This is a genomic window from Okeania sp. SIO3B5, assembly GCF_010692555.1.
GTDB lineage: Bacteria > Cyanobacteriota > Cyanobacteriia > Cyanobacteriales > Microcoleaceae > Okeania.
In genome coordinates, this window is record NZ_JAAHHG010000586.1 from 1 (window position 1) to 5,980 (window position 5,980).

Sequence of the window (5,980 nt, forward strand, 5' to 3'; positions counted from 1 at the left end):
GATAAAAAAACTTTCTCCTTCTTCTTCTTTCTTCCCTCCTGACTCCTGACTCCTGACTCCTGACTCCTAAGTCGTTATTTATTTATAACTGTTCAACCGGACATGATATTATTACACCGACGTTGCAAGTCTCCATCCCTACCTAATAACGAATTGAATGATGATTAAGCGTTTAATTTCCTCAACCACACTTTTAATCGCAACCTTCTGCTTCAATAATATAGTTTATGCTGGCACTATCCGTCACGATCGCACCGACGAGCAATATACCTCCCTAGCAAACCTGTTTCCCAGTGTCGGTTATCTCAACACAAAATTCTCTTCTGGTGAAGATTTTTGTTCCGCAACACTTATAGACCCCAATTACATTCTCACCGCAGCTCATTGTATTGACTTCAACAACGAAACTCTACTCAATGCAACTTTCGTGGTTAATGATATTCCCTACCCAGTTACAAATGCTACTGCTCACCAAAATTGGTTTTCTAGCAACCGAGATTTTGGAGCTGGATATGATATTGCTGTCTTGCGTCTGGCAACTCCAGCGATCGATATACCATCAGCGCCCCTATTCACAGGTTTTGATGAACTCCATCAAGTTGGAACTTATGTTGGCTTCGGTGCTACAGGTAACGGTTTAAGCGGTTATTTACCAAATACAAAAGGTACAAAACGAGGAGGTCAAAATATTGTTGAACTTGGTAGCAGTTTAGGATTACCCGACAACCTGCTATTATCAGATTTCGATTCTCCCTGGACAACAAATTCTATCGATCCAAATACCATTCCTCTTGACTTAGAATATGCCATTGCTCCTGGAGATAGTGGTGGTGGATTATTTATTAACGGTCATATTGCTGGCATTAATTCCTTTGGGTGGGGACGAAACGATGGTCTAAATAACTCTAGTTACAATGATGTTGTAGGTTCAACTCGCATTTCATCACACATAAATTGGATTTATGGCGCAATGCGAGCAATGGAAACAATACACTCAGATCGTTCTTTTAACCCCATTCATTTTAATACAAGTAGCAACGATATTAGTCCCGACATTACTGTAGTTTCACCACAAGAAAACTATTTTGATAAATCCTATGAAGTTGCTGTAATTAAAGATTGGGGTTTTGAAAATTACCAACCCGATCTAGAGCGAGACCGCAATAATTCTCGATCTAAGCGAGTTCCTGAACCAAGCAATATTTATGTAATTTTAGCATTAGGTATGTTAAGTCTATTCACAAAATGGCAGAAGGCATAAGGTAGAAGGTAGAAGGGAAAATTGCTTATGGATAGTCAACAACCAGCCACTGCTTCATAAAACCGATATAAAACGTCTCTCTTGGTGCGCGTTCCCTTGCGTCTGATGCCGACGCGGGGTCGCACCGCATAATTAGTGACATTTTAATGTTTACTTCCTGCTTCCACCGGAACTGTCGGCAGCACTCCGTCCACAGGCATTCACGGTCAAGCCGACCGCATCTCTTGAGTGTGTCTTACATTCCGAGGAAACCTCGCCAATTAACACTCGCTTTCTTAAATTAATTGAAGCATTCAAGTCTCGGTCAATTGATAAACCGCATTCTGGGCAGTCATAAGTTCTGATGTTTAAAGGCATATCCTGTACATGACCACAACTAGAGCAAGTCTTAGAAGATGGAAAAAATCTGTCTACTACTACTAATTCACAGCCGTACCATTGACACTTGTATTCAAGCTGTCTTCTAAACTCATAAAAGCCTTGGTCTGCTATTGACTTAGCTAGTTTATGGTTGGCTAACATACCAGACACATTCAAACCTTCAATCACAACAATGCCGTGGTTCTTGGCTAAATATGTTGTCAATTTATCAAGTGCATCTTTGCGGATGTTAGCTACTCGTCTATGTTGTTTGGCTAGCTTGACTAAAGCTTTGTACCAATTGCTTGAATGCTTAACTTTCCTACTCAGTTGTTGTTGTAACGCGCGCTAATCTGTTTTGCGCTTTTTTGTAGGGCTTAATACTCTCGAAGACTTCACCTGTACTTAGTGTTGCTAGTGTCTTAATTCCTAAATCTACACCTACAACTTCTGTAGTTTTTGGTGTTGAAGTCGGAGTAAATTCATAGCTGCAACTTAAATACCAATCACCAGCTTGTCTACTGATAGTTATTTTCTGAGTTGTTGCTTCAATGGGTTCATAAGTTTTCACAATACCAATAAAAGGTAATTTGTGACTCCATCCGTTTAGTTCTATTGGTTTTCCACAATTATCTATTGTGAATGAATCATGTTTACCTTTCTTCTTAAACCGTGGGCGTTTACCTAGACCTTGAAAAAACCTTTTAAATGCTTCACCCAAGTTAATAAAAGCATATTGATAAACTTTAGACGATAAGTTTTTCATCCAGGGGTAGAGGGGTTTTGTGTGATTGGTAAAAACCTCTCTAAGCTTACGGGAATTTGGCTTATAACCATCTCTGTAAGCAGCGTTCCACAGACCTAAACCCCAGTTATAACACCAGCGTGAATAGCCAGCGTGTTGAGCCATCAGAGTTTTCTGTTTATTATTAAGTTTCAGCTTTGTTTTAATGGATTTCATTCCTGAGTGAGTGCAGCCTGTCTAAAAGTATGCTTAAATACGTATTATATCGTTATTCTCTGATTAAGTCAATGCTCCATGTTTTACAGCATATTTCGGGCAAATGATGTACAAGATGAATAGTGAAAAGATTGTAGTGCGGGCATCTTGCCCGCGATGGGTGTATCCCTCCAAAATAAAATCTAATTAGTTCATTAGTTCGCGTAGGAGAGGTAATTATCAATTATCCATTATCAATTATCAATTATCCATTATCCATTATCAATTATTCAATTACTCATTCAAACTACCATCAGGCATAATTGCCCCTTGCAAATTTGCCCCTTGCAGATTAGCTTTTTCGATATTTGCTCCTTGTAAATTGGCATTCTTCAGATTAGCTCCCTTGAGGTTAGCTCCCCTGAGATCAACACCCATTAACCTAGCATCAGTCAAATTTGCTCCGACTAAGTCTGTTCTCCTTAGATCAGCATCTTTTAACACTGCCCTCCTAAGATCGACACCTCGGAGATTAGCACGACTCATTATTGCCCCACCTAAATTCGCTCCTCTTAAATTGGCTCCTTGAAACTTCGCTCCATTGAGTTGAGCATCTTTGAGATTAGCCATTTGCAAGTTAGCACCTGGCAAATTAGAACTCGTCAAATTTGCGCCAGATAAACTAGCTTTTCGTAAGTTAGCATTTTCTAATACTGCCGCCTTTAAAGTCGCTCCACTAAGGAAAGCTCCTTCCAACTTAGCATTTTCTAAATTAGAACTCCTTAAATTTGCTCCCTCTAAATGAGCGCGAGACAAATTAGCTTGCTGTAGTTTAGCCTTCATTAAGTTTGCTCCTTGCAGTTGCGCACCTTTAAGGTTAGCATTTTGCAATCTGGCTTCCCTGAGTTCGATACCTCTCAAATTAGCATTGGATAAATCTGCCTCTCGCAGATAAGCATCTTCAATTTTGATAGCTACTAAGTTAGCACCACGAAGGTTACAACCTTGACATCCCCCGGTTGTTCGTAATTGCTCAACTGCACTCTTACCCGAGATTTTTTTGATGACAATTTCTTGTTGAAGTCTTTGTGTTCTCGATAAATTAGTTCGCTCTCGTTGTTGTCGAAACACTGTTAAACTTGTAGCTAATATAGCAAGAGCTGTAATACTAGCCACTCCTACTATTGCAGATATTTTTACAGGCTTCATTGCCATCGTCACATTCTTAAAATTAGCAGCATCGCCAAACATAGGAATTGGCTTCAGTGCGGCCATTGCTGCTGCTGCATTTTCAAAGCGGTCTTTGCTATTGGGAGATAGCATTTTCTCTAGCCACATTGTGAATAATGTACTCAGTTGTGGCATTAATTTTTTGACGTTAAAACTATAGTTGCGGTCTATTAATTTTTTGATGTCTGTACTGCGAGTACCTGTTAACAAGCAGATTATAGTTGCACCTAAACTATATAAGTCAGAATTTATAGTGACAGTACCATTTAATTCTTGTTCTGGTGACATAAAACCTGGAGTACCACTGACACCATCACTTAAAATATCTTCTATTCCGATCCGCGCAGAACCAAAATTAATTAAATGTGCAATAGGGAATCTTTCACCGTTAGAGTAGGTATCAACTAATATATTTTCTGGTTTAATATTACCGTGAATAATGGGTGGAGTTTGCCTTTGTAAATAAACTAAAATTTCTAAAGTTGAAATAGCAATTTGCTTAATTTGTTCGGGAGTAAAATTTCTTCTTTCTGCTAAAGAATTGCCTGCTTGATATTTTGTAATCAAGCAAAATCCTTCGGTAGTTTCTAAAGAGTCTACATAATTGGGAATACGAGGATGTTCTAGTTCTTTGAGAATTTCTACTTCTCGTTCATAAGCTTCAAACCCTGCCCAATTTGCATCACTATCTGCAAAACGAAATTCTTTAATGACAACTTCTTGGTCTTGTTTGAGAGCTAGTCCCTGATATGTCACTTTTCCTTCGTTTTGGTGACGTTCTATTTCTCTAATAATTTGATAGCCTTGGCTAGAAAGGTCTTGTTTCATGTTAATAGTACCACCGTTTTTTTCTACTTGTAAATGGGGCGCTAATGCTATAACTCTGTTTACAAATTATATCATACTTTTTGATTGAGTAGCAATTACAAATTGTCACAATTCCTGATTATTTGAAGAAGGCAAAGGGTAGAGGACAGAAGGCAGAAGATCTAATTGCTTATGAATAGTCTTCTACAAGTTACTTCCTGTCCGATGCCCCAAACAATTTTCAGCGTCCACTTTGACGGTAGGGTATGAAACCCACAAAAGAAAAGGTACTTTTTTTTTTGAGGAAATAAAAATTAAGTACATCAGAAATTATTCAGTTACTTAGTTAAATCGCAAACTTTAATTATACTTGATATTTAATTATGCTGAAAACAAATGGAACAATCGAGCTATACTAATTGCTGTTTATAGCTAAAGTATTTACAATAAAATTTGTCATCAAGATTGTATTTGATTATACTATATTAAGTATTTATCTACTTGAGAGCCTATTTTTTATTACAACTGATAACTGAAATGACCGAAAAAATGGGTCTCAAGCCTCGCCCTTCTAGGGCAACTTTTTATTGCGGGTTTATTTTTTTTCAATAAAAATGTTATCATATTGTTAGTTTAATAGTCAAATTATGAAAGCTAGATTTAAGTATCGTATATATCCAACACCGGGACAAAAATACCGATTAGCAAAGCTATTTGGTTGTGTCCGTGTGGTTTGGAATGATAGTCTAGCTTACTGCCAACAGAGGTATAAATCAGGAGAAAACAAATCTACTAATTCAGAACTACAAAAGCTTTTTATTACTCAGTCTAAAAAGACTGAAGAAAGACAATGGTTGTCAGAGGTTTCTAACATACCATTGCAGCAATCATTGAATGATTTAAACCAGGCTTATCAAAACTTTTTTAAATCAACTCAAGGCAAGAGAAAAGGTAGACCTGTTAGACCTCCAGATTGCTTCGTTCCTCGCAACGCTCCGCGATTTAAAAGTAGAAAGTCAAAGCAAACTGCTAGGTTTACATGCATGAGGATTTAAAGTTGGTCAACATAAAGTTCCTAGCAACGCTAAGATTGGAAAGCTGAAAATAGTTTCGCCCGTGAGAGTTACCTGCTGCTCCATCATCAGTAACAGTAATCAAAGATTCCGCTCATAGATATTTCTTGAGTTTTGTAGTAGAAATACAACCAGAAATCTTACCTCAAACTGATAATTCAGTAGGCATAGATTTAGGTATTAAAACCTTTGCTACATTTAGTGACGGTACAAAGGTTGATGCTCCTAAGCCACTGAAGAAACGAATTAAGAAATTAAGAAAGGTAAAGTTTGTCATTATCTCATAAAACTAAAGGCTCTAAAAGGTAT

4 protein-coding genes and 1 pseudogene are annotated in these 5,980 nt (G+C 37.7%); 3 read left to right on the forward strand and 2 right to left on the reverse strand.

Annotated elements, in window-relative coordinates; genetic code table 11:
* Positions 1–157 precede the first annotated feature (157 nt).
* The gene (locus F6K54_RS38760) at positions 158–1,261 is read left to right on the forward strand and encodes a trypsin-like serine protease (protein WP_293089472.1); all 1,104 of its coding nucleotides are present in this window, start codon (positions 158–160) and stop codon (positions 1,259–1,261) included.
* Positions 1,262–1,411: 150 nt separating this feature from the next.
* On the opposite strand, the pseudogene F6K54_RS38765 reads toward F6K54_RS38760, so the two are convergent.
* Positions 1,412–2,582: pseudogene (locus F6K54_RS38765) on the reverse strand (RNA-guided endonuclease InsQ/TnpB family protein).
* A 273-nt stretch (positions 2,583–2,855) separates the two neighbouring features.
* Positions 2,856–4,619: a pentapeptide repeat-containing protein gene (locus F6K54_RS38770; protein WP_293089473.1), complete on the reverse strand. Its 1,764-nt coding sequence runs from the start codon at positions 4,617–4,619 to the stop codon at positions 2,856–2,858.
* Positions 4,620–5,245: 626 nt separating this feature from the next.
* Here F6K54_RS38770 and F6K54_RS38775 point away from each other — a divergent pair.
* Positions 5,246–5,653: a helix-turn-helix domain-containing protein gene (locus tag F6K54_RS38775; protein WP_293089475.1), complete on the forward strand. Its 408-nt coding sequence runs from the start codon at positions 5,246–5,248 to the stop codon at positions 5,651–5,653.
* Positions 5,654–5,778: 125 nt separating this feature from the next.
* The gene (locus tag F6K54_RS38780; RefSeq protein ID WP_293089476.1) at positions 5,779–5,958 is read left to right on the forward strand and encodes a transposase; all 180 of its coding nucleotides are present in this window, start codon (positions 5,779–5,781) and stop codon (positions 5,956–5,958) included.
* Positions 5,959–5,980: the final 22 nt, after the last annotated feature.